The 25,949-nt window shown below is 49.7% G+C and carries 28 protein-coding genes; 15 read left to right on the top strand and 13 right to left on the bottom strand.

The genetic code is table 11. The features are described from left to right. The first annotated feature begins 23 nt into the window (after window positions 1-23). Both AC53GJ_RS12285 and AC53GJ_RS12280 read left to right on the top strand, forming a co-directional pair. The gene (locus AC53GJ_RS12285) at window positions 24-1,220 is read left to right on the top strand and encodes a hypothetical protein (protein WP_496727991.1); all 1,197 of its coding nucleotides are present in this window, start codon (window positions 24-26) and stop codon (window positions 1,218-1,220) included. 4 nt (window positions 1,221-1,224) lie between these two features. Continuing rightward, on the top strand, window positions 1,225-1,965 hold the full coding sequence (locus tag AC53GJ_RS12280; protein WP_496727990.1) for a WecB/TagA/CpsF family glycosyltransferase: 741 nt from the start codon (window positions 1,225-1,227) through the stop codon (window positions 1,963-1,965). Between the two features lie 30 nt (window positions 1,966-1,995). Here the strand turns inward: AC53GJ_RS12280 and AC53GJ_RS12275 are convergent, their stop codons facing one another. After that, the gene (locus AC53GJ_RS12275; protein ID WP_496727989.1) at window positions 1,996-2,214 is read right to left on the bottom strand and encodes a hypothetical protein; all 219 of its coding nucleotides are present in this window, start codon (window positions 2,212-2,214) and stop codon (window positions 1,996-1,998) included. Window positions 2,215-2,555: 341 nt separating this feature from the next. Here AC53GJ_RS12275 and AC53GJ_RS12270 point away from each other — a divergent pair, with 341 nt between their 5' ends. Next, the gene (locus tag AC53GJ_RS12270) at window positions 2,556-2,954 is read left to right on the top strand and encodes a VanZ family protein (protein ID WP_496727988.1); all 399 of its coding nucleotides are present in this window, start codon (window positions 2,556-2,558) and stop codon (window positions 2,952-2,954) included. Between the two features lie 61 nt (window positions 2,955-3,015). On the opposite strand, the gene AC53GJ_RS12265 is transcribed toward AC53GJ_RS12270, so the two are convergent. The 6 genes from AC53GJ_RS12265 to AC53GJ_RS12240 form a co-directional block, all read right to left on the bottom strand. Next, a complete protein-coding gene (locus AC53GJ_RS12265) occupies window positions 3,016-3,993 on the bottom strand; it encodes a hypothetical protein (protein ID WP_496727987.1) in 978 nt (325 codons plus the stop codon). Then, window positions 3,983-4,345 carry a hypothetical protein gene (locus tag AC53GJ_RS12260; RefSeq protein WP_496727986.1) on the bottom strand — a complete coding sequence of 121 codons (363 nt, stop codon included), beginning with the start codon at window positions 4,343-4,345 and terminating at the stop codon, window positions 3,983-3,985. The genes AC53GJ_RS12265 and AC53GJ_RS12260 overlap by 11 nt, the downstream gene beginning before the upstream one ends. Before the next feature lie 844 nt (window positions 4,346-5,189). Then, the gene (gene hepT / locus AC53GJ_RS12255) at window positions 5,190-5,630 is read right to left on the bottom strand and encodes a type VII toxin-antitoxin system HepT family RNase toxin (protein ID WP_496727985.1); all 441 of its coding nucleotides are present in this window, start codon (window positions 5,628-5,630) and stop codon (window positions 5,190-5,192) included. Next, window positions 5,627-6,019 carry a type VII toxin-antitoxin system MntA family adenylyltransferase antitoxin gene (mntA, locus tag AC53GJ_RS12250; RefSeq protein WP_496727984.1) on the bottom strand — a complete coding sequence of 131 codons (393 nt, stop codon included), beginning with the start codon at window positions 6,017-6,019 and terminating at the stop codon, window positions 5,627-5,629. Before mntA ends, hepT begins: the two co-directional genes overlap by 4 nt. Window positions 6,020-6,251: 232 nt before the next feature. Further along, window positions 6,252-6,671, bottom strand: coding sequence for a type II toxin-antitoxin system HicB family antitoxin (locus tag AC53GJ_RS12245; protein WP_496727983.1), 420 nt, complete (start codon window positions 6,669-6,671; stop codon window positions 6,252-6,254). Window positions 6,672-6,723: 52 nt separating this feature from the next. Continuing rightward, the gene (locus AC53GJ_RS12240) at window positions 6,724-6,846 is read right to left on the bottom strand and encodes a type II toxin-antitoxin system HicA family toxin (RefSeq protein WP_496732794.1); all 123 of its coding nucleotides are present in this window, start codon (window positions 6,844-6,846) and stop codon (window positions 6,724-6,726) included. A 391-nt stretch (window positions 6,847-7,237) separates the two neighbouring features. On the opposite strand from AC53GJ_RS12240, the gene AC53GJ_RS12235 reads away from it, so the two are divergent. Beyond that, complete coding sequence (locus tag AC53GJ_RS12235) at window positions 7,238-7,864, top strand: DUF7822 domain-containing protein (protein WP_496727982.1); 627 nt, start codon at window positions 7,238-7,240, stop codon at window positions 7,862-7,864. A gap of 56 nt (window positions 7,865-7,920) precedes the next feature. Here AC53GJ_RS12235 and tmpT read toward each other — a convergent pair whose 3' ends face one another. Then, the gene (gene tmpT / locus AC53GJ_RS12230) at window positions 7,921-8,574 is read right to left on the bottom strand and encodes a thiopurine S-methyltransferase (protein ID WP_496727981.1); all 654 of its coding nucleotides are present in this window, start codon (window positions 8,572-8,574) and stop codon (window positions 7,921-7,923) included. A gap of 146 nt (window positions 8,575-8,720) precedes the next feature. On the opposite strand from tmpT, the gene AC53GJ_RS12225 reads away from it, so the two are divergent. After that, window positions 8,721-9,155: a helix-turn-helix domain-containing protein gene (locus tag AC53GJ_RS12225; RefSeq protein WP_496727980.1), complete on the top strand. Its 435-nt coding sequence runs from the start codon at window positions 8,721-8,723 to the stop codon at window positions 9,153-9,155. Here the strand turns inward: AC53GJ_RS12225 and AC53GJ_RS12220 are convergent. Further along, window positions 9,118-10,014, bottom strand: coding sequence for a hypothetical protein (locus AC53GJ_RS12220; protein ID WP_496727979.1), 897 nt, complete (start codon window positions 10,012-10,014; stop codon window positions 9,118-9,120). The genes AC53GJ_RS12225 and AC53GJ_RS12220 overlap by 38 nt on opposite strands. A gap of 431 nt (window positions 10,015-10,445) precedes the next feature. Here AC53GJ_RS12220 and AC53GJ_RS12215 point away from each other — a divergent pair, with 431 nt between their 5' ends. After that, window positions 10,446-11,369, top strand: a complete 924-nt coding sequence (locus AC53GJ_RS12215) for an FkbM family methyltransferase (RefSeq protein WP_496727978.1) — start codon at window positions 10,446-10,448, stop codon at window positions 11,367-11,369. Window positions 11,370-11,501: 132 nt separating this feature from the next. On the opposite strand, the gene AC53GJ_RS12210 is transcribed toward AC53GJ_RS12215, so the two are convergent. Further along, the gene (locus AC53GJ_RS12210) at window positions 11,502-11,918 is read right to left on the bottom strand and encodes a nucleotidyltransferase substrate binding protein (protein ID WP_496727977.1); all 417 of its coding nucleotides are present in this window, start codon (window positions 11,916-11,918) and stop codon (window positions 11,502-11,504) included. Between the two features lie 284 nt (window positions 11,919-12,202). Between AC53GJ_RS12210 and AC53GJ_RS12205 the strand changes: the two genes are divergently transcribed. Together AC53GJ_RS12205 and AC53GJ_RS12200 are read left to right on the top strand one after the other, a co-directional pair. Further along, window positions 12,203-12,718 (top strand): hypothetical protein, encoded by a 516-nt coding sequence (locus AC53GJ_RS12205; RefSeq protein ID WP_496727976.1) that lies wholly within the window; start codon window positions 12,203-12,205, stop codon window positions 12,716-12,718. A gap of 1,691 nt (window positions 12,719-14,409) precedes the next feature. Next, complete coding sequence (locus AC53GJ_RS12200; RefSeq protein ID WP_496727975.1) at window positions 14,410-14,943, top strand: REP-associated tyrosine transposase; 534 nt, start codon at window positions 14,410-14,412, stop codon at window positions 14,941-14,943. Between the two features lie 250 nt (window positions 14,944-15,193). On the opposite strand, the gene AC53GJ_RS12195 is transcribed toward AC53GJ_RS12200, so the two are convergent. From AC53GJ_RS12195 to AC53GJ_RS12185, 3 genes are read right to left on the bottom strand one after another with little or no spacing between them, the layout of a single operon-like run. After that, window positions 15,194-15,889 carry a response regulator transcription factor gene (locus AC53GJ_RS12195; protein ID WP_496727974.1) on the bottom strand — a complete coding sequence of 232 codons (696 nt, stop codon included), beginning with the start codon at window positions 15,887-15,889 and terminating at the stop codon, window positions 15,194-15,196. Window positions 15,890-15,901: 12 nt separating this feature from the next. Further along, on the bottom strand, window positions 15,902-17,515 hold the full coding sequence (locus AC53GJ_RS12190) for a sensor histidine kinase (RefSeq protein WP_496727973.1): 1,614 nt from the start codon (window positions 17,513-17,515) through the stop codon (window positions 15,902-15,904). A gap of 45 nt (window positions 17,516-17,560) precedes the next feature. Continuing rightward, on the bottom strand, window positions 17,561-18,130 hold the full coding sequence (locus AC53GJ_RS12185; protein WP_496727972.1) for a metal-independent carbonic anhydrase family protein: 570 nt from the start codon (window positions 18,128-18,130) through the stop codon (window positions 17,561-17,563). 252 nt (window positions 18,131-18,382) lie between these two features. Between AC53GJ_RS12185 and AC53GJ_RS12180 the strand changes: the two genes are divergently transcribed. From AC53GJ_RS12180 to AC53GJ_RS12150, 7 genes are all read left to right on the top strand, one after another. Further along, on the top strand, window positions 18,383-19,585 hold the full coding sequence (locus AC53GJ_RS12180) for a glycosyltransferase family 4 protein (protein WP_496732793.1): 1,203 nt from the start codon (window positions 18,383-18,385) through the stop codon (window positions 19,583-19,585). Further along, window positions 19,576-20,826: a hypothetical protein gene (locus tag AC53GJ_RS12175; protein WP_496727971.1), complete on the top strand. Its 1,251-nt coding sequence runs from the start codon at window positions 19,576-19,578 to the stop codon at window positions 20,824-20,826. Before AC53GJ_RS12180 ends, AC53GJ_RS12175 begins: the two co-directional genes overlap by 10 nt. Window positions 20,827-20,861: 35 nt before the next feature. Beyond that, entirely contained in the window at window positions 20,862-21,755 is an 894-nt protein-coding gene (locus tag AC53GJ_RS12170; protein ID WP_496727970.1) for a glycosyltransferase family 2 protein, read from the top strand. Then, window positions 21,755-22,900, top strand: a complete 1,146-nt coding sequence (locus AC53GJ_RS12165; RefSeq protein WP_496727969.1) for a glycosyltransferase family 4 protein — start codon at window positions 21,755-21,757, stop codon at window positions 22,898-22,900. The genes AC53GJ_RS12170 and AC53GJ_RS12165 overlap by 1 nt, the downstream gene beginning before the upstream one ends. Before the next feature lie 78 nt (window positions 22,901-22,978). After that, the gene (locus AC53GJ_RS12160; RefSeq protein ID WP_496727968.1) at window positions 22,979-23,764 is read left to right on the top strand and encodes a WecB/TagA/CpsF family glycosyltransferase; all 786 of its coding nucleotides are present in this window, start codon (window positions 22,979-22,981) and stop codon (window positions 23,762-23,764) included. Window positions 23,765-23,787: 23 nt separating this feature from the next. Then, window positions 23,788-24,933, top strand: coding sequence for a GDP-mannose 4,6-dehydratase (gene gmd / locus AC53GJ_RS12155; RefSeq protein WP_496727967.1), 1,146 nt, complete (start codon window positions 23,788-23,790; stop codon window positions 24,931-24,933). Next, entirely contained in the window at window positions 24,926-25,924 is a 999-nt protein-coding gene (locus AC53GJ_RS12150) for a GDP-L-fucose synthase family protein (protein WP_496732792.1), read from the top strand. The genes gmd and AC53GJ_RS12150 overlap by 8 nt, the downstream gene beginning before the upstream one ends. Window positions 25,925-25,949: the final 25 nt, after the last annotated feature.

Here is a 25,949-nt window from a genome sequence, read left to right as displayed (position 1 = left end):
TTGACGCAGCAGGAGTGAGCACTATGACCAAGGCAAATTTGCCCTTAACTCAGCAATGTGCGCTGGTGGCTGGCACTTTATTAGCGGACGCCCACAGCCATAGTTTTGCCGGCTATGATCCTTTCGATGGCCTGAACAGCAGTTTATTTAAGTTGGCGCCAGCACTGAAAAAAGGCATGGTCGGGCTGGCTTGGATCCAGTTGCATAAAAGATCGCCAATTAATTTGCGGCCTTTCTGTGGTATTCCAAAAGGGCGTAACCCGAAAGGGGTTGCGCTATTTATTTTGGGTTTACTGGAAGATTATCAGCGGACTTCAGAGGCGCAGTATCTGCAACAAGCACTGGAACTGGCTGATTGGCTACTGACTCAGCAAAGTGATAAAGCCTTGTGGCAACATGCGTGCTGGGGTTATCACTTTGACTGGAATGCGCGGGCGTTTTTTGTGCCCAAAGGCAAGCCAAATGTGATTACCACTATTTATGTGGCACAGGCGTTGTGGGCGCTGAGTCAAGTGGTAGCGCGGCAAGATTATCGTGACGCGGCTTTTGATGCGGCCCATTTTATTGTCAAAACCCTGTACACCGAACATGATGGCCGGGCGTTTTTTGCTTATATTCCGGGTGAAACCGCTTTTGTGCACAATGCCAGTTTATGGGGCGCGGCCTGGGTGGCTGTGGTTGCCAGTCAAACCAATAACCAGACTTATGCTGATTTAGCGCTGCAAGTCGCCTGGCAAAGTGTGCGTGAACAAGCCGAGGATGGTAGTTGGGTCTATGGCTCACGCCATCACCATCAGTTTATTGATGGTTTTCACACGGGTTATAATCTCGAAGCTTTGCATCTGATCCGTCAATCACTGCAGACCCATGAGTTTGATGATGCGATTGCGCGCGGTCTTGCTTATTACAAAGCCGAATTATTTGAAGCAGATGGCACCGCGAAGTATTACCATAACAACAGGTATCCGCTGGATATGCACTCTGTGGCACAAGCTGTCTTCACTTTGCTGCGGGTTGGCGGCCAGGCTGACGATTTAGCCTTGGCAGGCAAAGTCATTCAATGGTCGCTGCAAGAGATGTATATCCCTTCGCAGCAGCAGTTTTATTATCAGAAACAGCCTGGTTTTAACAACAAAATCAACTATATCCGTTGGACCCAAGCCTGGGTTTATTACTCTTTTGCTTTTTATAACCGGGTAACAGTTCCTCAACATGAATAACAATATGCAATCTATCCGTTTTTTAAATACCCAAATGCACAGTAGCACCATGATTGAGACTGTCGCTTGTATTGAACAAAACATCGAACAGAAACAGTTTACCCAGCATGTGGTGGTAAACGTGGCAAAATTAGTCCATATGCAAACCGACGCAGTGCTGGCCGAGTCGGTAAAAGCTTGTGATATTGTCAATATTGACGGCATGGGCGTGGTATGGGGCGCTCGTTTTTGCGGTCATCAAGTGCCAGAGCGGGTGGCCGGGGTGGATTTGTTTCATCAGTTACTTGCGCTGGCCAATCGCAATGCTTATCCGGTGTTTTTATTAGGCGCTACTGATGAAGTGGTTAGCAAAACGGCCGAAGTGGTACAGCAGCAAAACCCAGGTCTGAAACTGGCGGGTGCTCATCATGGTTACTTCTGGGACGATGAGCAAGCTGTGGTCGAGTTAATTCGTCAATCCGGGGCGCGGTTATTGTTTGTCGCGATAACTTCACCGAAGAAAGAAAACTTTATCAATAAATGGCGCGACCAGTTGGGTGTCGATTTTGTGATGGGGGTTGGCGGTACTTTTGATGTGGTGGCTGGTAAAGTGACTCGTGCGCCGCTATGGATGCAAAATGCCGGGTTGGAATGGCTGTACCGGGTGTTACAAGAGCCAGGCCGGATGTGGAAGCGTTACCTTTTGACCAATAGTGCTTTTGCCTGGTTGCTGCTGAAAGAAAAGTTTAAAAAAGCCGGCGCTTAAGTTCCGGCTCTGTTTAGTCGCTATCACAGCTTACCAAATTGCAGCGTCAATCATATCGGCAATATCGCTATCTTTGGTTTCACCATAACCTGGCGGTTGCTTTAACAACGGTTGCTCAGTTACTGCTGGGTTACCCGCCGGTGTTTGCGGTTGATTACTTTGTGCGGCCAGAAATGCTTTGATTTGTTCCTCGGTTAAAGGCTGACCATGACGGTCATTGCGGTGGCCCGGATTCATGTTTGGTTGCATAACGAGCTCCTGTAAGGTTGTGATTAACATGCATCACAGCGGCGCCGGATGCAGTCGGTCTAACAATTAAGTGATTGATATTTAACTTACATATGTCCGGTGACATAGTTCACCTCTTGTTGATGACTGACTCCGACTGGAGCCCCGAATAAGCAGTACTTGGCTGCTCATTGTTGTATCAGCCTGACGGGTGGACAGCAAAACCATCGACGTTCAGCTTGTATAGACATTTAGAGCCTAGCTGGGGCGCGGTAAGCTGCAAGTCTATAATGCTGCTGAAAACAATTCGCATTGTAATTTAATCTTTACATTGGCGCTGGTTATTGAGGTACAGAGCTATTTTGCAAACCAAATCGATCAAATTGTTGCTATTAGAAGTGTTCGCTGTGCTGGTGTTACTGGCGGTGATTTCTTTGCTATTACTGCATGCCAATCCGGACACTTTTAAGCTGCTAAAACCCTGGCAGCGCGCCATTGGTGGGGACCATGTGCTGCATGTTGGGGTCGGGGCGTTGTTGCCGCTGACGCTGGCGGTATTAAGCCGGGCTTATCGCCGTTCAGTGCGCTTTCAGTGCGCTTTTTTTGCGGTGTTCCCGCTTTGTTATGGTATCGATGAATTTGTGCAGTCTTTTACCCCGCATCGCGAATCGAACTGGGGCGATTACGGCATGTCGCTGCTGGGCTGGTGTATTACAGTGTTGTCTTGGTTATTGCTGAAGGCGCTGCGGTGGCGGGTTTAACGCGAGCAAACCCAGGGTGTGTTGTGCTGTGTTTGCGGCAACGTGGCTTTGGCTTAGATTTTCAACCGTGACAGTTTAGCTGATTCGGGTCGGCGCGGCAGGCACTATGCTGGCTTAACAGATACTTGCTGCAACAAGCGAGCATGCCGTGATATATGTCTCTGTCAGACATCGTTTGGCTGGCGTCAATATGGTCAAGCAGGTGCTGCTTTCGCTCTGTTAAATGCTGAGTGTGAAAATTAGCGATGGCATTTTTTGCACTGACTTGATTAATTGACTGCAGAATTTCAAATAACAGCACTGGTGTGTGAATGAGTTGCTCATTTAATTTTAAATGTGTGTTTTGCCGGCTGTTATAAAGCGTTTTTAGATAAAGATCATAACCATATCTGTCAGCCGCTATTTCTATCAGGGTTTGCTCTGTATCTGCTTTGTTGCTGCCGTAATGTTTGAGCTGATGGTGCGCAATTTCATGGCAGACTACAAAAGCAAAGATAGAACTTGCGACAAAAGCGCCTATCTCGGTCAGAGTGTAATCATAAGATGCAATCTCAATAAATTTTCCTGCAAATGCCGATGAAGAAAGTTTATTTTCTACATACTCCTCAGTGGCTATGGCCAGCACCTGATAATAAAATTCTGTTTTTGCCGGTTGCGGATCACTAAAAGCGCAGACAGCTACTGTGATCATAAACTCATTGATGAATGCATTAAACTTTTCGTAGATATGCACAATTTTATCACCCTTGCTGGTCAGATTCGCAAAAGCATTATTCCAGTCATAGTTTGAAAGCCCGACCTGAAAATTTTCAGCAGTTAACTGATTTGCTGCGATGATATCCGCTGCATAAGCATAAAAAATTGCAGTTGGATCCTTAATAACGTCATCGGTTGTTGTTATTTTGGTAAAACTTTCTGGCCCCCAATGTTCAATCACCTTATTTGCCGCAGCTATGGATGTATCCGTTGCTGTGGATGTAGGAAACTGCGACGCTAGCATTGCCAAATATTCGCAGCTTTCTGTTGTATCATTGCTCATTGTTGTTATCTTGATTTTTTGGCAAGTGCTGTTCGAGCAATTGTTCAATTTTACCGGTGTCAGTGACGTTAATGTGGGTGGTGGTTTGTTCAATTTTGATGGTAATGGTTGATGTTTCAGGCTTTTTAAGTTTGTCAGAAATATAAGTTGCAACAACACCGGTAAGAATGGCTGTACTGTGGTCGAGCAGGAACTGAATTAAATCTCCGCCATTAATGCCATGACCCGAACCTATACAGCAGAGTTTGGCATGGCCATCCAATGTAATGATCTCACCCAACAAGGGTGCGGTTTCTTTGCCAGTCAGCGCACTGAACTGTTGTTGTGTCAGGGTAAATATTATTTTTTTCATTGCAGCTCCATTTATATTGCTTAGTTAAATAAATATAAATTTTTCGCGTTGTCAATAAAAATTTGTAGGTCGGGCTCGACCTGCTGCCTTGCTGCAGGGCAGTCTGACAGGTGTCAGAGTAACCGTTTTTCATCAGGCCTGTCGGACTGCCGCTTCGCGTCTGACCTACGAGATTTTATTGTTATTTGTATACAAATCAGTGAGTTGAGATCATTGATCTGTAGGTCGGACTCGACGCGGCGCAAAGCGTTGCGGCAGTCCGACAGGTATCTGAGCAACCGGTTTTCATCAGGCTTGTCGGACTGCCCAGGCAAGCCTGGTCGCACTTCGTGGCAAGCCCAACCTACGCGTTATTATGGTTAGTTGTATACAAATCAGTGAGTTGAGATCATTGATCTGTAGGTCGGACTCGACGCGGCGCAAAGCGTTGCGGCAGTCCGACAGGTATCTGAGCAACCGGTTTTCATCAGGCTTGTCGGACTGCCCAGGCAAGCCTGGTCGCACTTCGTGGCAAGCCCAACCTACGCGTTATTATGGTTAGTTGTATACAAATCAGTGAGTTGAGATCATTGATCTGTAGGTCGGACTCGACGCGGTGCAAAGCGTTGCGGCAGTCCGACAGGTATCTGAGCAACCGGTTTTCATCAGGCTTGTCGGACAGCCCAGGCAAGCCTGGTCGCACTTCGTGGCAAGCCCAACCTACGCGTTATTATGGTTAGTTGTATATAAATCAGTGAGTTACGTTCGGTGATTTGTAGGGCGGACCGAGCTGTTTGCTAATTCATACGCCTTAAGCCGCTCAAGCTTAGCTACGTGTTTGCAGTGGTTCCAGCTTTGACTTCAATCAGCTTTCTTGTCGTAAAAATTCAATAGCTTTATCGCAAAACTCAGCCAGGGCTTGATAGCTGCCTTGTGCCACTATGGCGCGAACAATATTCAGATCAATCGTTAAATAATCATGCACCAATCCATTTCGCATGCCAATAATCTGTCGCCATTGTGCTAGCTCACTCGCCGTGATCATGCCGTGCAGGTGGAGTTGTGAAAAGGTTTGGTAAGCGTCTGTCGCAGCTAGCCGTTGGTATTTTTTTAAGCAATGTTTAGCCAAACCAATACACAACTCGGTGAATATTTGCAACAAACGCTCTATTGCTAAGTAGTCACGGCGGCGTAGTTCGCCTTGTGCCAGCTCTAACCTCAACTCGTCAAGTTGTTGAAAATAATCTTGTTTATGTATGGCAGCTTCAGTTAAATATAACTGAAATCCAGCATCCTGATGTTTCATCGCTGCGATTCTCTTTGCTGATATTCAAATAGACTATTGATACGGCTGATCTCTTGCCATGCCCGTGCGCTGTTGTCGTTATAAATCAGCTGCCCGGTATCAATGATCTGATATGCCAGATAAATGGGCGCTTGGTTAATATCGACTACAGACAACAATTGCGCTGGCACATTTAACGCCGCAGCCCAATCAAGCGCTAAGGTATGTGGACGGGTATAACGCTGCATTGGATCTAACGAAAAATCCCGAAATGCAACCGCCAGATCATAATCACTATCCTGTCGCGCTCGTCCATTCAGCCGTGAGCCATAGAGCCAAAGTGCCGCGATGTCAGCATTTTGGCTGGCAAGTTGTGGCAGCTTTAACAGAATTTGTTCGGATTGCATCATGGCGCTCAACTTAAATAGAATCCCTGGCACGTTGTTGTGGCAATAAGTTGCCATGCTAACCCTAAAGAAAAATGCGGTCAAAGCATTCCAGAGCCGCGTTCTGCGGATGCAGTTTCGCCTGAAGCGACCCGACTAAGAGAGCACAACGTCAATAACATTGGCGTTAACGGTTTTGTCTGGATCTTTCAATAAACAGCGAATAGCCTGGTGGACTTTTTTCTTCCATCTGCAATTACAGACCATGCATTTCGCGTTCAAACTCATGGGTTGCCGCGACCTGCAGAAAATGAGAGCGGCTTTTATACATGCTGTTTGATTGCACCAAAGCATCTATCTTTTTAGTGAGTAGATTAGGCAAGGTGACATTTATTTTACTGGCTTTGCCCATATAAGGCTCCAGGTCAATATCAACCAATGCCCACACCCAGCCATTAAATTCAGAATTCGTAAAGTGATGATCAATACTGGTGGCTAAAGGTGGCAATTCTTCAAGCTCTGCTAACCCTTCAAAGTGCAGCTCTAATGCCTCTTTAGCATTGATCAAAGCCTGCTCAAAAGTTTCGCCTGCACTAAAACAACCTGGTACATCCGGCACAACTACACCAAACGCAGCGGTTTCAGAACCTTTTTCGATTGCTACCGGATACAACATAAGCAGTTCCTTAATTTTGCATAATTTAACTATTGGGACAGAAAGCGTGGGGCTACAGCCCAGCTTGTCTTTTAATTGCCTTTACTAAGCCGATACCTAAATCCTTTTTAGGATGTGGGACTGTGATTGGCAACTTATGGTGTGGATGTTTGAACTGGTGATGACTTCCTTTCACCCTTACCTGCACCCAACCTGCCAACTCAAGTTCTTTTATTAAGTCACTGCTTGTCAATTGACTTATCCTGTTGTGATATCGGGGTTAGCATAACCCCTCTCAAGGCAAGGTGCAACACATAAAATAACTCCGATAACCCCGGAGAGAAATTTAGCTGAAATTTCGACATAGCTATTATTTGTTCAAACTGTGTTCTTAAATCGTGAGGACATGTCGCTGGTTGCTGGTACAGATTTGTGCCGCGTCCAATCGATCAGGTTACTTGAGTCGAGTCTGCGGATGATGCAAGCCTGCGTTCATTAATCTGCAACATAAAAAAATCATTATTTGCTTTTATATAACTTTAATTGAGTTAGTATCCGCCAAGGATGAAACCAGCAACAGGAGTTGAATGATGGCCAATCGTAGTTATCTTTACGCCACCGATGTGTCGCCACAGCAGATTGAACAATGGTCAGAAGGCCGGCAAATTGGTATTTCGGAGTGGAATTATGATATTCCGCTGGTGTTTAAATTGCTGATTTCTGGCAATACGCAGCCGTGTCGTTCGTTGTTGTGGGATGAGTTAGATCCAATTGCGCTGCAGGGTGACTATCAGGCCGGGGTGGCCAGATTGGCGCAATTTTTGGCACAAATCACTGAGCCTTCGGTGCAACAAGACATCCAGCATGCCTTAGAATTTTTGCAGGCCCCAGAAAACCAGCGCCGTTATCTGGTGTTGGAATGCGGCGAAATTTACAGCATGGATGATGTGCCGATGCAACAGCAAAACCAGCAGTTGTTGCACCATGTGCAGCAGTTGGACGCTGAAATTGCGGCCGCTGTGCAGTTGTTTGCGCCGCAGCCAGCAGTGAACCCGCCAGGTTTTTTTGCCAGATTATTGGGGTTAAAACCAGCGCAGCCACCCCAGCAGTTTAGCGCCCGCGATCAGCTGTTAAGACTGGGGCTCGGCTGTTGGACCAACCATCTTTGTTACCGGTTTGATATGGCGCCGGAACCGCACACCGCCGAAGTTTAAGCCGAAAGCAACATAGCGGCCGCGGTTCACCATGGCCGCAACACATCGCTTGAGTTTTAGCCTGTCGTGCGGGTTTTAGGTTGCAATAACCAGCACATGGTGCTGGCCGGTGTTTGATTTTTTAAGCGAGCACCGCTTTGCTCTGCCAACAAATGCAGCCGGTAGTGCTCAGCATAGAGTTGCTGAATTTCGTCTGCTGTCACTGAAAACGGCGGTCCGACGTAAAGCTGCTGTTCATAGACAAAACTGAGCAGCAATTGCGGTGCTTGCGCTGTAATAGCGCTGATTTGCTGCGCATAACGCGACCGCATTTGATCTGGCAATGCGACCAGTGCCGCTCTGTCATAAACGGCGTCGACCTGACCTAACATGGCGCGGTTTATATCGAATAAATCGCCAACCCAAATCTCAATATCTGTGGTGCGGTAATGACGATGACGAGGATATTCGCTGATGTCAGGGACAACCCCAAGCGACTGAAAAAATTGCTCAACGGCCAGCTCGCTCAGCTCAGCGCCAACCACTTGATAACCTTGCTGCTGCAGCCAAACCATATCCAGGGTTTTACCGCATAACGGCAGAAAAATCCGTGCCTTCGCCGGCAGCTTACATTCAGCTAAATAAGCAACCAGTGCTGGCTCGACCTGGTGTTGATGAAAACCAATATCACCTTCAAGCCATTTTTGCCGCCAAAAATTTGCATCCATCATCAGTTCCTTTTGTGTTGTATTTGTCTTAGCATACAAATTCAAGTCGACTTGAAGTCAAGAGCAAAGCCGCTTTTTTTGTGGTGTTCATGCCGGCTTCGCTGCACCCAACCAGCAAAGTGTGCTGATTACAGCCCGTGGAGATCCACTTGATAGATATTGTTGAAGTCAGTAAGCGCTCTGGCATCCCGGCGTCGACCTTGCGTTATTACGAGGAGAAACGCCTGCTGCAGTCTTATGGCCGCCGCGGCTTACGCCGGTTGTTTAAACCTGAGGTGTTGCAGCGGCTGGCGTTGATTACGCTGGCACAAAATGCCGGCTTCTCGCTCGATGAGATTGCGGCTATGTTCACGGCAGAAGGTCCGCAGATTGACCGCGCTTTGTTGTTAAAAAAAGCCGATGAATTGCAGCAAAAAATTGCCCAGCTACAAGCGATGTGTGATGGTTTACGTCATGTCGCCGCTTGTCGTGCTCCCAGTCATTTCGAATGTCCGAAATTCTTACAACTGGTGAATATCGTCAGTCAACAGCAGCGTAAAGCCCGGCCTAAAAAGCGGGCAACGCCCGGTGGGGTGTTAGACTAGGGCGAACATTGGCTGCTGCCTTTTCAATATTGATGCCGATCTGCGCGGCTTGTGCAATAAACTTATCTGCTTGCCCACCTTTAGGCCAGCCAATAATTTTGGATACTAACTTACCGCTAGCAAAAAAATAGATGGTCGGCGTTTCCCACAGATCTATTTCTGGCCATTCGGCATGGCTATAAACATCGTGAATTAAAGCGCCTGATTCGAGTTGTGAATCTACCGGTGATAGCCAGGTTATTTGTTTTGCTATGGATTGATTTAACTTAGGCTCGGATTGCAAGAAGCGATGAAATGCCTTTGAAAAAGCGCAGAATTCATTGGCAATCACAATGATATGGCCACCTTGGGGAAAGCTGAAACTATGCCAGCTGCGAACGCCATTGTGGTTCTTAAGAATGTTTCTGGCTGCCTTCGTCGTTAATGGTGGCGGTATTTCTCGATTTACCTGATGTTTTGCTGTTAAAAGCGCAGCAAACTCAGCATCTCTGAAGATAAGTGCGATATCAAATAACTTATCATATAGCTTTATCGAGCTTTTCATGCCTGATAGGTTTTGATAAAACGCTTTCGCTTCAGCAAGGACCTTTTTATGCCCTGTGATATAGGCCACATTTCTCAGATATTCTAACTGCCATATGGTCCCATCCTGGGCATCTTTCTGTCGGTGAAGATAACAGTGACTAAACTCAGCCGTTACTTTTTGAATGCCGTCCGCTTCATTTTTTACATAAAAACCTAGGTTCGAGATGTACTGGGCATAATTGGTCGGGCACGCCGACAAAGATACCGCTGCAATAGCAGCATTGACAGCAGTGATCAGTGATAATAGTAAAGCTGCAAAAATTTTTAACTTCATGAAATTCCTTGTTTATGAATCGCTGAATATTTTCATCAAGCTCACTCTGGTATCGGTATTTTTAATTCGTGTTAATTTTTGTGTCAAATACTTTATTTTAATGCTTATCATCAGGTGAAGTCTTGCTGATACCTTGAGTTGTTTGAACCTGAAGTCGACCGGAGCCTTTGCAATGGTGATGCTATCAACCTATTAATCTGCCTGTAGTTGCTGCTGAACTCATCCACAGCAAAGCAGCAGAGCTAAGGACTGAATCAAGTACCGTCCATTGCGCTGGCAACACCTGTTCGGTGCAACAACGATAAAAATTGATCGCGGGCGGTAAATGTCGCAAGCTAATTATTCGCCACCTTGAGCAGTAAAATGCTAAATTGTTGTTTTTAATCAGTCAGCTAAACATCAGCTGCTTTCTTTTTGCAAGGTTTTGTCTGATGCCTATGAATGTAGCATTGTCGTCGTTGTTGCTAAAATGCCGTTTACAGGCGCGTGCCTGCTGGCTTAGGTTAACCCGGCAGGATTATCATTACCCCATTGGTCCCTTTGTGCTGGCGTTGCCGCCGGAGCATGCCTTGCCGCGTTATCAGGCGCAGTATCCCTGTTATGATCAATTTTTGCCGGTACTGGCAACTGTGTTGCCAGCTGGCAGCCGGGTGATTGATGTTGGTGCCAATTGTGGGGATAGCGTGGCGGCGCTGTTAAGCGGTAATGCGGCCCTTGATATTGTGGCTATTGAGGCCGATCCGCTGTTTAGCCGCTATTTAACTGCCAATCTGGCGCTGTTGCAGCAGCAATGTCAAGCCGCCAGTTTGCGTGCTTGTCAGGCGCTGGTCGGGTTGCAGGTGCAGCAGGCGGTGTTAAGCGGTGGGGCTGGCACCCGCAAGGCGCTGCCGGTGGCCGGGGGGCAGTTGCAAGCGGCCACTTTAGATGGACTGCTCAGCCAGTGGCCGGCTGTGCCAGTGTCCTTGCTGAAAATTGATGTGGATGGTTTTGACTATGATGTGCTGGATTCAGCCACTGCATTGCTCGCACGCGAGCAACCCCTGTTATTTTTTGAATATCAATGCGACAACAGTCAGCAGCAACAGGGCTATCAGCAAAGTCTGCAGCGGTTGGCGCAGCAAGGTTATCAGCATTGGCTGTTATTCGATAATTTTGGCCACATCCTGCTGCAAACTGATCAGGTGGCGCACATCATCCAGTTACAGGCTTATTTGCAGGCGCAAAGCCCATTAACACGGGGTCCAGTGGTCTACTTTGATGTGCTGACCGCGACTGCAGCGCAATATCCGTTGCTGCAACAAGCGGTGCACAGTTATCAGCAGCGCTGCGCCGCAATTGCGGCTGCAGCGGGTTAAATTATCTTTTTGTGCTCAAGTTGGCCGGTTTGGTGAAGATAACAGCTACATCTAAGGAGACTGCCAACAGAGGTTTGGCCGGTCAAAATGACAAGTCAATGTGCCGCTGTGAAGCCATACGAAGCCGTCATCTCAGCTTGGATCCAACATTTCTTGCATCAAACCGAGTCGCCACTCCGATAGCATGGGCAAATATTCTGCCGCAATCGACTGTAACACGGCTTCGAATTTAGCGCTGTCATAGGTATGACTCATTAACTTTCGATCGCCAATCATTCGCAGCCAAACTTCGGCATCTGGAATGTATTTCGCTTGAAAAGCGAGTCTGACCACGGCACGCGGAGAAATTTGGTCGATGATCAAGCCGTCATGTTCCATTTTGTCTTTCAAAACTTTCCAGGCAAGTTCAAAGGTAAATTCAAATCTCTGGATCACACCTTCTTTTTCCAACTGATTAAACTGCTGGAAATCTTGCTCCATGGCTTCCCGTAGTAAGGCAAATGCCCGTTGAAAATTTTGGAATCGTTGTTGCCAGCGGATATCTTCCACCTCAAACAAACCTACTGATTAATTTTGCCCAGTATAAGCGCTAATAAACCCAGCAGAAGAGGCTGCTAAAAAAATAGTAATGTACGGGATTAATTTGGTTTGATGTCAGGCCTTTATTCGCAGTTGGGCTGTGTGCTGTCAGCACTACGCTGATTATGCATCTGCCGTAGACTTTACCAGATACGGCGCTAAAGTTTATTGCTTTGGTGCCGATATTAGCAACATCTATGGCAGCGGCTGCTGTTTTTAGCAGCGGCATCTGGTGGCAGAAGGACCTTCAAACGATGAACCCATTACAATATCTCAAGCCAGTACTCGCGACTGCGAACTTTGGCCCGACGGGGCAAAATGACAATCCAACAGCGACGCCGCTGGCGAACAGTGCAAATCTGGTGGCTCAGCCTGCAGCGACAACGATGCCAGCGCAGAGCGAAGAGTCGGCCAAAGCTCAGCCAAGTGTGCGTGTCGATATTTCTGCGCTCGGCCGCAAAAAGCTGGAGCAGGAAAATAAAGATAAAGATATCGAAGACAGTGAATTACCTTCCCATGTCAAACAAACGCTAAAAATGATCCGGCGCAATCAGGAGCGGCTGAAACAGAAGCAGGAAGAGCTGGTGAAAGCGCAGCAGGATCCCAGTTTGCAGGGCAAACAAAAAGAAGAAAAGTTAAAAGCCTTACAAGCCGAAATCTCAGATTTGCAAAAAATGATTAGCAGCATGAAAAGTGGGCTGTTGAAAGCGGCGGAAAAAGAGGACTATTCTGCTGAACAGATGAAAAGCATCGCAGCGTTGATGGGTTAAACGAATTCTGTATTTAAATTATTGATGTAAAGTTCCTGCGATGTCTGTCGGACTGCCCAGGCGTCGCCTGGTCGAGTCCGACCTACCAAGCGCCTATCAAGGTATTGATTTTAATTAATTTTCAGTAGGTCGGACTCGACACGGCACAGCCGTGGCAGTCCGACATGACCCACAGCAATCTTGATTCATCACCCCATGTCGGACTGCCCAGGCGTCGCCTGGTCGAGTCCGACCTACCAAGCGCCTATCAAGGTATTGATTTTAATTAATTTTCAGTAGGTCGGACTCGACACGGCACAGCCGTGGCAGTCCGACATGACCCACAGCAATCTTGATTCATCACCCCATGTTGGACTGCCCAGGCGTCGCCTGGTCGAGTCCGACCTACCAAGCGTCTATCAAGGTATTGATTTTAATTAATTTTCAGTAGGTCGGACTCGACACGGCACAGCCGTGGCAGTCCGACATGACCCACAGCAATCTTGATTCATCACCCCATGTTGGACTGCCCAGGCGTTGCCTGGTCGAGTCCGACCTACCAAGCGCCTATCAAGGTATTGATTTTAATTAATTTTCAGTAGGTCGGACTCGACGCGGCACAGCCGTGGCAGTCCGACATGACCCACAGCAATCTTGATTCATCACACCATGTCGGACTGCCCAGGCGTCGCCTGGTCGAGTCCGACCTACCAAGTGCCTATCAAAGCATTGATTTTAATGAATTTTCAGTAGGTCGGACTCGACGCGGCACAGCCGTGGCAGTCCGACATGACCCACAGCAATCTTGATTCATCACACCATGTCGAACTGCCCAGGCGTTGCCTGGTCGAGTCCGACCTACCAAGCGCCTATCAAGGTATTGATTTTAATGATTTTTCAGTAGGTCGGACTCGACGCGGCACAGCCGTGGCAGTCCGACATGACCCACAGCAATCTTGATTCATCACACCATGTCGGACTGCCCAGGCGTCGCCTGGTCGAGTCCGACCTACCAAGCGCCTATCAAAGCATTGATTTTAATTAATTTTCAGTAGGTCGGACTCGACACGGCACAGCCGTGGCAGTCCGACATGACCCACAGCAATCTTGATTCATCACACCATGTCGAACTGCCCAGGCGTTGCCTGGTCGAGTCCGACCTACCAAGCGCCTATCAAGGTATTGATTTTAATGATTTTTCAGTAGGTCGGACTCGACACGGCACAGCCGTGGCAGTCCGACATGACCCACAGCAATCTTGATTCATCACACCATGTCGAACTGCCCAGGCGTTGCCTGGTCGAGTCCGACCTACCAAGCGCCTATCAAGGTATTGATTTTAATGATTTTTCAGTAGGTCGGACTCGACGCGGCACAGCCGTGGCAGTCCGACATGACCCACAGCAATCTTGATTCATCACACCATGTCGGACTGCCCAGGCGTCGCCTGGTCGAGTCCGACCTACCAAGCGCCTATCAAGGTATTGATTTTAATGAATTTTCAGTAGGTCGGACTCGACGCGGCACAGCCGTGGCAGTCCGACATGACCCACAGCAATCTTGATTCATCACACCATGTCGGACTGCCCAGGCGTCGCCTGGTCGAGTCCGACCTACGGATTTCATTTCAAGGCATTTATTTTCTATCTGAACTTGAAAATAAACTCAACTTGCACACAATTTAAATATGTTTTTATAAACAAAAAGCAACGATGTTATATCGCCGAATCCATACCGCGGGTGCCTGTTATTTTTTTACTCATGTAATAGCTGATCGTACAACACCCTTGTTAACCGAGCATATTGATTTACTGCGACACGCATTTGGGCAAGTTAAGCGTCGGTATCCGTTTAAATTACATGCCATGGTGGTGATGCCGGATCATTTCCATTGTTTACTTGAATTGCCGGCGGGGGATTGTCGTTATCCATTAAGATTTATGCTGATCAAAATGTTGTTTAGCAGGGCGCTGCAGAAGTTAAAGCATGCTCAAAGCAGCCGCTCAACCACTAAAATCTGGCAACATCGCTACTGGGAGCATTTGGTCCGTGATGAACAGGATTTTTGCAATCATCTGAATTATATTCACTGGAATCCGGTTAAACATCAGTTAGTCAGTTCCGTGAAAGAATGGCCCTTTTCGACCTTTCATTTTTATGTGGATATGGGTTGGTATCAAGCTAATTGGGGTGGCTGCGAGCAGTTGCACAATGAATTTAACCAAGATGTGGGTTATGGCGAATAACAACTTTCTTATCGGTAGAATCTTACGATGCAAGGACAGGTCGGATGTGGTGTGAATCACGTCAAATTATTGATTTACAAAAAATTCATACAGGGTCGGACTCGACGCGGCACAGCCGTGGCAGTCCGACATGACCCACAGCAATCTTGATTCATGACACCATGTCGGACTGCCCAGGCGTCGCCTGGTCGAGTCCGACCTACCAACATCTTCTCAAGATATTGATTTTTAATGATATTGCTAAGTGGAGTTATTGTGTGTCTGTGGTCGGATCCGCACTGAGAAAATAACCAATGCCGCGCAGGGTACGGATATATTTGATTGGATAACCTGTATCTACTTTTTGCCTTAGCCTTTTGACATAAACGTCCACCACATTGGTCAGCGGATCCTGATTCATGTCCCAAACGTTACTGAGGATCCGCTCGCGGCTATGCACTTTATTCGGACTGGCCAGCAACAATTCCAGCAAACGTAACTCAGTGGCGGTTAATTGCAACAGTTTGCCGGCACGGCGGGCCTGCATCAACTCCAGATCTAATGTTAAATCGGCAAAGCTTAAACTGCGGGCCGAGTGCTGCAGCGCTGGTCTTTTCAGTAGATTTTCTATCCGGGCCAATAATTCTTCAAAGGCAAAAGGTTTGGTCAGATAGTCATCGGCACCACTTTTTAACCCCTGCACCCGTTCTTTGGTATCCGCCAATGCCGAGAGCATCAGGATCCGTACCGGATTTTGCTGTGCCCGGATCAGCTGACATATCGTCAGTCCATCCAGTTGCGGCAGCATCCGATCCAGGATCAGTAAATCCGGTTGCAGGCTCGACAAGGCTGCGAGTACCTGGGCACCATCCGCAATCACAGTGGTGAAATAGCCTTCGGCTTTAAGCCCACGGGACAGAAAATCCGCCACTTTTTTATCATCTTCGACAATCAGGATCTGGTACAAAATAGCTCCGGTTTAACTGAATTCATCATCGGCACTCGCCAGTGGCCAGCTTAAGATCACGCGGGTACCACGCACAGTATCGGCTTGCCACGGGCTTTGCAGCCCGATATCGCCATGTTGTGCCTGCATTATGCTGCGGCAAAGTGCTAACCCAATACCAAGACCATCAGCACGTTCTGCTCTGGCGTTACTGGCGCGGAAAAAACGGCTGAAAAGTTGATGTTGCTCCTGCTGCGGAATTCCGATGCCCTGGTCACAGATGTGTAACTGTAATTGCTCTGGTTGCACTGCCAGCGTGACCACAATAGTCGAACCGTCGCCGTAGCGGATGGCATTATCCAGCACAATTTGTAACGCCTGTAGGCTGCGTTCGGCATCCAGATATAACAATAGTTGCAGTTGAGCGGGCGACAATTGTGGCCATTGGATCTCAACCGAGCTACTTTGTTGTAATCTTGTCGCCAGCGCTGTCCAATCGGGCCACAGTTGTGACAGCTGGTAATGTTTAAAGCGGATCTGCAATTCGTTGTCGCCGCGCACCAGCATCAGCAATTCATCAATCCGGCCAGACAACTGAATGCTGGTGTCGACAATCCGCAGCAAACTGTCTTTATATTCGCTGCTGCTTTTGTCCGGGCCGCGCAGCATAATTTCCGCTTCACCCCGAATGGCGGTGGCCGGTGTTCTTAATTCATGACTGACATCGGCCAGGAAGCGTTTCTGCGATACTTCCGCCTGCTGCAGTTCGGCCAGCGCTTGTTGTAGCTGGGCGGTGCGCTCCTTGACGACCAATTCAGTTTGTTGCGAATGCGCTTGTTCAGCCTGATGCGCCCGCTCCAGCGCAGTCGCCATTTGATTAAAACTGCGGGATAACAAGGCAAACTCAGCATAACCCTGTTCTGGCAGCCGGTAACTCAGTTCACCGCGGCTGATGGCGGCGGTGCCTTGCAGCAACGATTGTAAAGGCCGGTAACTGGCTTTGGCCAACAACAGGGCAAATAACACCGCACAAAGACAGCCCAGCACCACACAACTGATCAGCAATATTTTGGCCTGTGCCAGCGCTGCTGTGGCCGCTTGCTCGGCAGCGGCTGAACGCTGTTTCTGGATCTCAATGGAGCCGGCGATAAGCTGTTTTAAATCCAGGCCTTCAAGGTTATCAAAGGTTTGGATCAATAACCGCCAGATTTCAGCTTCAGAGCGGGGTTGTTGTTTCTGGCTGGACTTGGCATGCAGGCTGCGTTTAAGCGCATCGACATTGGTTTCTAAGATCGCTAGATTTTTCATCTGCATGGCAATCACAGTAAAATCTTCACTGCTACTGGCCAGCGCTTGGTCCTGCTGGAGCAGGTTGTCGATACTGGTTAAACTTTGTTGCATCCGTTGCAGGTAATTATCGCGTTGTGCCAGCGGGGCTTCTTTGGTCAGCAGCGCTTGCGCCAGCCAGACCTTCAGCCGCTGTTTATCAGCGCCAAGCGCAATAAAGTCGGTCAGCAGTTGATTGGCAATACGGCCCCGTTCCACCTGGTTACTGGCAGTCTGCCCAGCCCAGCTGGCCAGTGTGGCCTGGAGCAGGGTAATGAGTACCAGGGCAAAAAAAGCCAGATAAAGTTTGGTTCTGAACAATTTTTCACCCCGAACTGCCCGTCAAACCAGCGGCGCTAATGATGATTATTTGGCTGCGTAAGGTAACGATGAATGGTGCAGCACGATCCGGATCTGACCATCCTGGCCTTTTTTAAAGCCCCAGGTTTTATCGACCGTGGTTACTTTACCATATTTGTCCGTTAACATAACATGACCCATGGTCAGAGCCATATCGCCATTCAGATGTACTGCAGCGTTTTTAAAGCTGTATTGCTGCCAGCCTTTGAGGGCAAATCCCTGATCCTGACTGAAGTTAGCATTGCCACCCACAAAATAGGACAAAGCGCCTTCGTAACTGGTTCTGAAGGTTTGTGCGCCTGATGCCAGTGTTGGTTTAAACAGTACCGGACCGTCTTGGTAGGCGTAAGCCTGATCCAACACAGCTTTCGCCGTTTTGGTCGCCTGTGCTAAACCAGCTTTGTGGTAGTCGGTACTGATTTGGATCAGGGCCTGCCCCCAGGCTTGTTGGGCTGCCGTTACTTCTGCAGCAGTGATTTGCTGTGGTGCTGCCGCAGTTGTTGCCATCACAGGCAGGCTGCAACTGAATACCAAAGCACTGGCGATGAGGGTTGGCCGAAACATAGTAAAAGACATCTTCTGACTCCTGAGTCGTTGATAACAATATAAGCAGCATAAGATGGCTACGGGGTAAGCTATGGGTCAGTCAGATGATTTCAGCCTGTCAGCAAGATGAATATCAGATGACAGGCTGGTTGTCGGTGCTGGGCTGCACGCCAGTTGTGATTGCAGCGGAAAAAACCACTGGAAATTATAGACAGCCGGGGCTTGCCTCAGCCATCATCACTTATTGAAAGCAAAAAACGGCAGGACGGTTCGTTGAAAGTTGTGATAGTGCACAATTACTACCAGCAGGCGGGTGGTGAAGATCAGGTGGTTGCGGCAGAAACAGCATTACTGCAGAGCCATGGCCATCAGGTGCTGAGCTATGTTGTGCACAATAACAGCCTGAACTCCATCTGGCAGCGGTTGATGTTGTTGCTCTATTGCATTTTTTCACTGCGGCATTACCGGCGTTTTCTGGCGTTTTTGGCCGAACAGCAGCCGGATCTGGTGCATGTGCATAATTATTTTCCGCTGTTATCGCCCGCCATTTTTTATGCCGCCAAAAAAGCCGGCGTGCCTGTGGTGCACAGCCTGCATAATTTCCGTGCTATTTGCCCCTCCGCCACCTTATTTGACGGAAAGCAGGTTAATACCCGCAGTATTAGTCAGAGCCCATTTTGGACTGTGCGGCAAAAAATTTATCGTCAGTCTTATGCCGGCACTTTTTTGTTGTATCTGATGGTGGTGCTGCATCGCCGGTTTGGCACCTGGCAGCAGCAGGTGGATGTGTTTATTGCCTTGTCTGAATCGCAGCGCCAGATCTACCGGCAGGCGGGTTGGCCGGTAGAGAAAATTGCGCTAAAAGCCAATTTTATCCTGCCGCCGCCTGCGCTGACTTCAGTGCAGCTGATGGCAACGCAGCCGCTATTACCGGCCGGTGCCTGTCTTTATGTCGGGCGGTTGGCTGCGGAAAAAGGCCTGCTGCTGTTACTGCAAGCCTGGCAACATCGGCAGAGCCCTTTGTATCTGGTGGGGAGTGGACCGTTACAGGCTGAAGTGCAACAAGCGGCGGCACTCAATCCGTGGATCCGGCCGCTGGGTCAGCAATCGGCCAGTCAGGTACAGGCTTTGATGCAACAAGCCACTTTGTTGCTGGTGCCGTCCATTGGTCTGGAAAGTTTTGGCCTGGTGGTACTGGAAGCGTTTTGGCAGCGGCTGCCGGTGCTGGTCGCCGGGCATGGCGCACTGGCTGATTTAGTGCAACATGGTCAGAATGGCTGGCACTTTTTGCCGGGGAATAGCAAAGATTTACTGTCTCAGGCCGATGTATTGCTACAAAACAGCAGCTTGAGGCAGCAGTTGGCAGCAGCTGGCTGGCAGAGTGCGCAGCAACATTATCTGCCTGAGCAGAATTATCAGCAATTGCTGGCGATCTACCGGCAGGCACAGACGGTTTGTCGAAGGTCGGTCCGGCCATGCAACTAACTTCATGCCGGATGTTGGCGGTGCTGGCTGGTAGTGGTACTGCGGCGCTCTGTGCACTATTGATGCAATTGGCGTTATTGTTCTATGCCTCCCTGGCGGATTATGGTTTTTTTGCTTTTTTGCAGGTGGTGCAGGGGTTATTGCTGGGGATAAGTTCCGCCTTATTCAGCGCGCCGTTACTGAGCAGGCAAAATCCGCCAGCCGGGCAGGTTTCAGTCGCGATTGGCAGTTTTATCTTGCTGCAACTGCTGTTTGTACTGGCGGGGGGCGGCTTGATTTGGTTGCTGGCCAGCTGTTATCAGATTGCGCCAGTCACCGCCTGTTGGCTGGCGTTGGCGACAGCTTTGCAATTATGGCGCTGGTTTGGCCGCAGTCTGCTGCAAAATAGCGCCGATAGCAGTGCGTTAATCCGGGTCGATGCCAGTTTTAGTCTGGTGGCGCTCTGCGGTACGGCGTTATTGTGGTGGCTGCAGCAGATTAGCTTGCAGCAGCTGGCGCTGCTGAATGCACTGGCGGCCTTTGTGAGTCTGGTTTGCGCCGGTGCTGGTTTCTGGCGTCCGCATGGCCAGTTGTGGCGGCAGCTGGATTGGTCAGAATGGCAACTGGGGTATGCGCAACAGGGCAAACCTGCGCTGATCGGAGTCTGCAGCGGCGAAGCTGCGGCCAATGCCCACAGTTATCTGATCACTTTATTGGCCGGGCCTGCAGCATTTGCGCCTATTGCTGCTGCCGCGATGTTGTTTCGGCCTTGTGCTTTATTGCTGACTAATTTTTCGCAACTGGCGCGTGGCCAGTTATTACAAGCCTGGCAAGCCGGACAAGCTTTACCGGCCTTAGTGCGGCGCTATCGCTGGCATACTTTGTGGTTGTGGGTGGTCAATTGCGTGCTGGTGTTGTTGCTGCTCAGCCTTGGAGCCAGCCAGTTGGAAGCCTGGTTAGCGGACAAAGCCATGCCAGCGGAGCAGTTTTTGCTGGCGGTGCTGCTGTGGGCTGTGCTTAGTTTTTTACGCACCTGGCGCAGCAGTGCCACTTTGCAGTTGCAGGTGCAGGACCAATTTGCCGCTTTAGCACGCACTGCTCTGTGGCCAGCGCTGTTATCGGTGGTGCTGGTGGCATTATTTTTAGGCTGCTGGTCGCCGGTCTGGAGTTTAGTGGCGGTGATCCTCAGTGAACTCTGGATGGCGAGGTTATTAGCACTGGCGGTGCGCCGGGTTGCGCTTCGTGACGACCCGACCCAATGATTTGGATGAATAAAGGTGACAGACAGGATGACAACATGACAAGGGTAGCAGTTCTTATCACTTGTTTTAACCGGCGACTGCACACGCTGGCTTGTTTACGTACTCTCATGTCGCAAGTAGATATGGCTGAGTATGCGCTAGAGGTTTATCTGTTGGATGCCGGTATGGATGGTACTGCTGAGGCCGTGGCGGCTGAGTTTCCGGCGGTACGTGTCATTCCCGGTCATGCCGATTTATATTGGGCCGGTGGCATGCGTCAGGCCTGGCAACAAGCTTTGAGCAAGCCAGCGGAGCTGTATCTTTGGCTAAACGATGATGTGCAACTGGTGCCGGATGCGCTGGCGCGGCTGTTGGCCGATTATCAGCAACTGCTGGCAGCGGGCAACAAGGTAGGGGCTGTGGTAGGCACTATGGTCGCAGCACTGCCGACCTCGTCAGACCGCGACCTTGTCGCCAGTTACGGCGGCCGATGCCGGGTGTCTCGCTGGTTCCCGCTTAAATTGGGTGCTGTGCTGCAGCCGCAGTCAGAGTCGCAACCCTGTGATTTTATTAATGGTAATTTGTGTTTAATCCCAGCCGCTGCGGTTGACGCTATTGGCATTTTGTCCGAGCGTTTTACCCATAGCATGGCGGATTATGATTATGGCCTGCGGTTGGCGCGCGCCGGTTTTAGCCTGTGGCTGGCCAGCGGTTTTCATGGCGTCTGTCCGCTGCATGATCCGGCTTTGTCGGTACTGAATAAAAAACGGCCTTTTTTTGCCCGTTTGCGCAGTTTACAAAGGCCCAATGTCTGGGCTCCCGCTGGCGAATGGGCTTATTTTGTCCGTTGTCACGGCGGTCCGCTCTGGCCTTTGCTGTGGCTGAAAGTGCAATTGCGTGCTTGCTGCCCGGCATTATGGTTGTGGTGGTCGCAACGGGAGTTGTCCTGATGACAAAACCAGAAGTTTTAGTGGTGCAGCAACTGCTGAAAAACTTTCGTTTACCGCTGCATGATGGCGTTTATCAGCAGCTAGACCGGCAAGGCATTGCTTATCGGCTGGTATTCAGTGCACCGGCAGGGGCCGAAATCAGCAAAGGCGATTGCCTGACTGCAGCGCCAGCACCCTGGTATCAGCTCATCAGGCTGTGCAGTTTTGGGCCTCTGGTGTGGCAGCAGCCACCGCGCTGGCGCCAGGCACGCGTGATTGTGGTGGAACAGGCGAATAAACATCTGTTTAACTGGTGGTTGTTGCTGAATTTAACCCTGCTACCGGCCCGTTGCTGGCCCGGCGGACAAAAACCCAGACTGGTGTTTTGGGGGCATGGCTTTAATCATCAAGCACCAACCGGCTTTGGCGAATGGCTCAAACGTCAGTTATTGCGTTATCCTGCCCACTGGCTGAGTTATACCCAGACCGTTAGTCAGTATTTGCAACAACAGGGGGTGGCGGCTGAGCGGATCACCACCTTAAATAACAGCCTGGATAATCAGCAGTTTGGCCAGCAAGTGCTGACACTACGGCAACAAAGACGAGCCGCAGTCCCAACGCAATTGACCCCAGCCCAGCCCGCCAGGCCACTGGTGCTGTTATTTTGTGGTGCCTTGTATCAGGACAAACAATTGCCTTTGCTGCTTCAGGTCTGCGCCGATGCTGTGGCCATTGGTGCCGTCGCCAAACTGATAGTGCTTGGTGATGGACCACTGCGTTCTCTGCTGACGACAACGCCGCCAGCCTGGCTGGATTATCGGGGCGCTTGTTTTGCCGAAGATAAAGTTCAGGCTTTTGCAGAGGCGGATCTGGTGTTGAATCCCGGCCTGGTCGGGCTGGCAATTTTGGATGCCTTTGCGGCAGGTTTGCCTTTTATCACCACTGATTTTGCCGGTCATAGTCCGGAAATCAGTTACTTACAACATCAGATCAATGGTCTGCAACTGCCGATGCAAGCACAGGCACTGGTTGCCGCGTTACAGACCTTGCAGCAAGAGCCGGCAAAACTGGCCACACTGGCGGATGGGGCGTTAAAAAGTGCCGAACTTTATAGTATGGCGGCCATGGTTACTCATTTTAGCCGGGGTGTCGCTCAGTGCTGCTAGCGGCTGCGGTTCAGGCTGGCATCTCATCAGCCTGAGATGGTATCATCTTGTTTTTCAAGGATCTGAAAGGTTTGTTGTTTGGAAAATTGCACAGTGCTTTCGTTACCGACCCATGGCACCACGCTGGCTGGTGCTTTAACCGCTATCAGCCAAAATTTGCAGCAAGCTGCCGGCGGTTACGTGTGTCTGGCCAATGTGCATATGTGTATGGAAGCCTATGATGATCCGGCTTTTGCCGGCATTCTGCTCCAAGCGCAGTTGGTACTGGCCGATGGCCGGCCGATTTACTGGGCGCAGCGCTTATCCGGTTGCCAGCAAGCCGCTCAGATCCGTGGTTATGATTTGGTGTTGGCCTTGTGTGAAAAAGCGGCGACTGAAGGGCTAAGAGTCGGCTTATACGGCGGCTCCAATCAGCAATTGTTGTTGCAGTTAGAGCAGCAGCTGTGCCGTCGTTTTCCGGCGCTGAACATTGTCTATAGTTATGCGCCGCCTTATTTTCCGGCCGAACTGCCAGTCGACGAACTGGCGCTACAATTAATCCAGCAACAGCAAGTGCAGATTTTACTGGTCGGGCTGGGTTGCCCGAAACAAGAGCGCTGGATGGCATTACATCAGGCGCACTGGCCCACACTGTCGGCTGAGTTGCAGCGCACGCCACCGCTGATGTTTGGCGTGGGAGCGGCCTTTGATTATCTGGCCGGCAGTAAAAGTCATGCCCCTAAGCTGTTGCAGCAACTGGGTCTGGAATGGTTATACCGGTTATCATTGGAGCCAAAGCGGCTGTCTGGCCGGTATTTAAAGCATAACCCGCGTTTTATTCTTCACTTTGGTTGGCAATGGATCCGCAGTAAGATAAAGCCTTAAGCGGTAGTATGTTAAGGACAGCAATGCAAAACAATAGCACCAACGCTAAGCCCGCAGCAAAAGTCGCCTTGATCAGCGGCATTACCGGTCAGGATGGCTCTTATCTGGCTGAATTGTTGTTGGCAAAAGGCTATTTGGTCCATGGCCTGAAACGGCGTTCCTCGTCGCTCAACACCGAACGCATTGATCATATTTATCAGGATCCGCATTGCGCCGAACCACGGTTGTTTTTACATTATGGCGATATGACCGATGGCAGTAATCTGGCAGGGCTGATTGCCAAAATTAAACCGGATGAAATTTACAATCTGGCTGCCCAAAGCCATGTGGCGGTGTCCTTTGAAGCACCTGAATATACCGCTGATGTTGATGCGCTTGGCACTTTGCGGATGCTGGAAGCCATTCGCCAGGCAGGTTTAGCCGACAGTTGCCGTTTTTTTCAGGCTTCGACTTCAGAATTGTATGGCCTGGTGCAAAGTGACCGGCAAAACGAAAAAACGCCGTTTTATCCACGCTCACCTTATGCCGTTGCCAAGTTGTATGCTTATTGGATCACCGTCAATTACCGGGAATCATATGGCATCTTTGCTTGTAACGGCATTTTGTTTAACCATGAATCCCCGCGCCGTGGTGAGACCTTTGTGACCCGTAAAATTAGCCGTGCTCTGGCAGCCATTGCCACCGGGCAACAGGATTGCCTCTATCTTGGCAATCTTGACGCGCGGCGCGATTGGGGCCATGCCCGCGATTATATGCAGATGGTGTGGCAGATGCTGCAACAACAACAACCAGATGATTATGTGATTGCCACCGGTGAACAATATTCGGTCCGTGACTTTGTCAGGCACTGTGCTGCCGTGATTGGACTTGAGCTGGCATTTTCTGGCGAAGGTTTAAACGAAGTCGCCACTATCGTCAGCTCAGATCCGGCCCGCACCCCCCAGTTGCGCGCTGGCAGCGTGATCGTACGGGTGGACCCGCGTTATTTCCGTCCGGCGGAAGTGGATGCATTATTAGGCGATGCCAGTAAAGCCAAGGCCGTGCTTGGTTGGCAGCCGAGTGTCGATTTTGCCGCTTTGTGCAAGGAAATGATGTTACATGATTTGCAACAAGCGCAAAAATCGCGTTTATTAGCCGAGCATGGTTTTGGTGAGTATCCGTATGGTTGAGCTGCAGCAAGCGACCACGCGGTCGGGCACGGCGTTAAAAGTATTTATTGCCGGCCATCAGGGCATGGTGGGTCAGGCCTTATGTCGTTTACTCAGCCAGCAGCCTGGTATTGAATTAGTGTTGGCACAGCGCTCGCAGCTGGATTTAACCCGTCAGGCCGAGGTCGAACAGTTTTTTGCCGCCACAGCACCGGATTGGGTGATTATTGCGGCGGCGAAGGTCGGTGGTATTGTAGCCAATCAGCAACAGCCGGCCGAATTTCTGTATCAGAATTTGCTGATCCAGGCCAATATCCTGCATGCAGCCTGGCAGCAGGGGGTAGAGCGGTTGATGGTGTTAGGTTCAAGCTGTATTTACCCCAAATTGGCGCAGCAGCCAATGGCTGAGGCCGAGTTGCTGACCGGCGCGCTGGAACCGACCAACGAGCCTTATGCCATTGCCAAAATTGCCGGGATTAAACTCTGTGAAAGTTATTTTCGGCAGTATGGCGCCGATTTTCGTGCTGTGATGCCGACCAATTTATATGGTCCAGCTGATTATTTTCATCCAAATTACAGCCATGTGATCCCGGGGCTGCTGCTGAGAATTCATCAGGCCAAACTGGCGGCGGCGCCGACGGTACCTATTTGGGGTTCCGGCCTGGCGAAACGCGAATTTTTGCATGTGGATGATGCGGCCAGTGCCATCTGGCGTTTGCTTGCGCTTGGTAGCGACGACTATCAGCAATTGACCAGCCCGCAACAACGCCATATCAATGTCGGTTGCGGTGAGGATGTCAGTATTGCTGAACTGGCCGCCATGATTGCGCAAGTGGTCGGTTATCAGGGCCAACTGAGTTTTGACCCGACACAGCCGGAAGGTACTGCCAGAAAACTATTAGATATCAGTAAACTGCAAAGTTGTGGCTGGCAACCGCAGTGGTCGTTGCCGCTAGGTTTAGAGCAGACCTATCAGTGGTTTTTACAGCATCAGGCTACGCTAAGATGTTAATGTTTGCTGGGATATCGCTGGTTTC

The sequence above is a fragment of the Rheinheimera sp. B2H12 genome, from assembly GCF_059620065.1.
The sequence above is the reverse complement of the archived record's forward strand: the minus strand, read 5'-3'. Positions and strand labels throughout refer to the sequence as shown.

Coding starts and splice junctions, on each gene's coding strand:
- AC53GJ_RS12285 (WP_496727991.1), top strand. CDS start 24: ATGACCAAGGCAAATTTGCCCTTAACTCAGCAATGTGCGCTGGTGGCT.
- AC53GJ_RS12280 (WP_496727990.1), top strand. CDS start 1,225: ATGCAATCTATCCGTTTTTTAAATACCCAAATGCACAGTAGCACCATG.
- AC53GJ_RS12175 (WP_496727971.1), top strand. CDS start 19,576: ATGCAACTAACTTCATGCCGGATGTTGGCGGTGCTGGCTGGTAGTGGT.
- tmpT (WP_496727981.1), bottom strand. CDS start 8,574: ATGATGGATGCAAATTTTTGGCGGCAAAAATGGCTTGAAGGTGATATT.
- AC53GJ_RS12170 (WP_496727970.1), top strand. CDS start 20,862: ATGACAAGGGTAGCAGTTCTTATCACTTGTTTTAACCGGCGACTGCAC.
- mntA (WP_496727984.1), bottom strand. CDS start 6,019: ATGATGCAATCCGAACAAATTCTGTTAAAGCTGCCACAACTTGCCAGC.
- AC53GJ_RS12275 (WP_496727989.1), bottom strand. CDS start 2,214: ATGCAACCAAACATGAATCCGGGCCACCGCAATGACCGTCATGGTCAG.
- AC53GJ_RS12265 (WP_496727987.1), bottom strand. CDS start 3,993: ATGAGCAATGATACAACAGAAAGCTGCGAATATTTGGCAATGCTAGCG.
- AC53GJ_RS12150 (WP_496732792.1), top strand. CDS start 24,926: ATGGTTGAGCTGCAGCAAGCGACCACGCGGTCGGGCACGGCGTTAAAA.
- AC53GJ_RS12245 (WP_496727983.1), bottom strand. CDS start 6,671: ATGTTGTATCCGGTAGCAATCGAAAAAGGTTCTGAAACCGCTGCGTTT.
- AC53GJ_RS12200 (WP_496727975.1), top strand. CDS start 14,410: ATGTTATATCGCCGAATCCATACCGCGGGTGCCTGTTATTTTTTTACT.
- AC53GJ_RS12205 (WP_496727976.1), top strand. CDS start 12,203: ATGAACCCATTACAATATCTCAAGCCAGTACTCGCGACTGCGAACTTT.
- AC53GJ_RS12235 (WP_496727982.1), top strand. CDS start 7,238: ATGATGGCCAATCGTAGTTATCTTTACGCCACCGATGTGTCGCCACAG.
- hepT (WP_496727985.1), bottom strand. CDS start 5,630: ATGAAACATCAGGATGCTGGATTTCAGTTATATTTAACTGAAGCTGCC.
- AC53GJ_RS12185 (WP_496727972.1), bottom strand. CDS start 18,130: ATGTCTTTTACTATGTTTCGGCCAACCCTCATCGCCAGTGCTTTGGTA.
- gmd (WP_496727967.1), top strand. CDS start 23,788: ATGCAAAACAATAGCACCAACGCTAAGCCCGCAGCAAAAGTCGCCTTG.
- AC53GJ_RS12165 (WP_496727969.1), top strand. CDS start 21,755: ATGACAAAACCAGAAGTTTTAGTGGTGCAGCAACTGCTGAAAAACTTT.
- AC53GJ_RS12215 (WP_496727978.1), top strand. CDS start 10,446: ATGCCTATGAATGTAGCATTGTCGTCGTTGTTGCTAAAATGCCGTTTA.
- AC53GJ_RS12220 (WP_496727979.1), bottom strand. CDS start 10,014: ATGAAGTTAAAAATTTTTGCAGCTTTACTATTATCACTGATCACTGCT.
- AC53GJ_RS12260 (WP_496727986.1), bottom strand. CDS start 4,345: ATGAAAAAAATAATATTTACCCTGACACAACAACAGTTCAGTGCGCTG.